1 protein-coding gene is annotated in these 851 nt (G+C 63.7%); it reads right to left on the bottom strand.

The genetic code is table 11. From position 1 onward, the window contains the following. Positions 1 to 819, bottom strand: an 819-nt coding sequence (locus A6A04_RS00740; protein WP_068489347.1) for a trypsin-like peptidase domain-containing protein, incomplete at its 3' end; no start/stop codon positions are given. Positions 820 to 851 lie beyond the last annotated feature (32 nt).

Below are 851 nucleotides of genomic sequence, written 5' to 3'. Positions count from 1 at the left end.
GCCCTTCTTGAAGCGAACCACGTCCTGAAGATGGGACACGATCACCTGGGCCGGCACCGTGAAGCCTTCCACCTTGCCGGTGGGGCCGGTAGCGGCGATGTTGATGCCCACCAGATCACCCTGGGCGTTGACCAGCGGGCCGCCGGTCTGTTCCCAGCTGTAGACCGCGTCCGAACGCAGCAGATGGGTGATCTGGGTCGCCCCCACCGCCAGCGGCGCATCCGCCGATTGCACCAGGCCCTGGCGCACCAGCGGCGCCCCCGCCATGTTGCGGCCGAAGGCGAAGACCTGCTGACCCGGCACCACCGTCTGGACGTCGGCCATGCGGAAATGCAGGAACTTCTCGGTGGTCTGCATCTTCAGCAGCGCCAGATCATGCCCCGGAATGGTCTTCACCACCTGGGCCGGAAAGCGCCGGATCCCACCCGTCGTCGCCACCTGGACCGAAATCTCCGGCAGATTGGACACCGAATGCAAGGTGGTGATCACATAGCCGTTGGCCCCCACGATGGCCCCCGAGGCCACCGGACCGGCATTGACCCCGCCGCCGCCGACCCCGACCACAGCAGGGGGAACCGTGTGATACAGCCGCTGCACATGCGGCATGGCGATGTTGCGCACCAGGAACTGACCCACCGACAGATCGTCGGCCCCATGGAAATTGTCGTCCTCGTCGTAATGGTCCAGGAGATAGATCCCCCAGGCGAAGGTCACGAAGATCAAGAAGGCCAGGATCGAGACAGGCGTCTTCCACGACCGTTCGCAAAACACGATCTTGTTGGTGGGCAATTCGCCCATGGTCTCGCCGACTTCAATCATGGCTGAGTTCCAAGCTCATTCGGATTCCTGTC

This window comes from Paramagnetospirillum marisnigri, assembly GCF_001650715.1.
GTDB lineage: Bacteria > Pseudomonadota > Alphaproteobacteria > Rhodospirillales > Magnetospirillaceae > Phaeospirillum > Phaeospirillum marisnigri.
The sequence above is the reverse complement of the archived record's forward strand: the minus strand, read 5'-3'. Positions and strand labels throughout refer to the sequence as shown.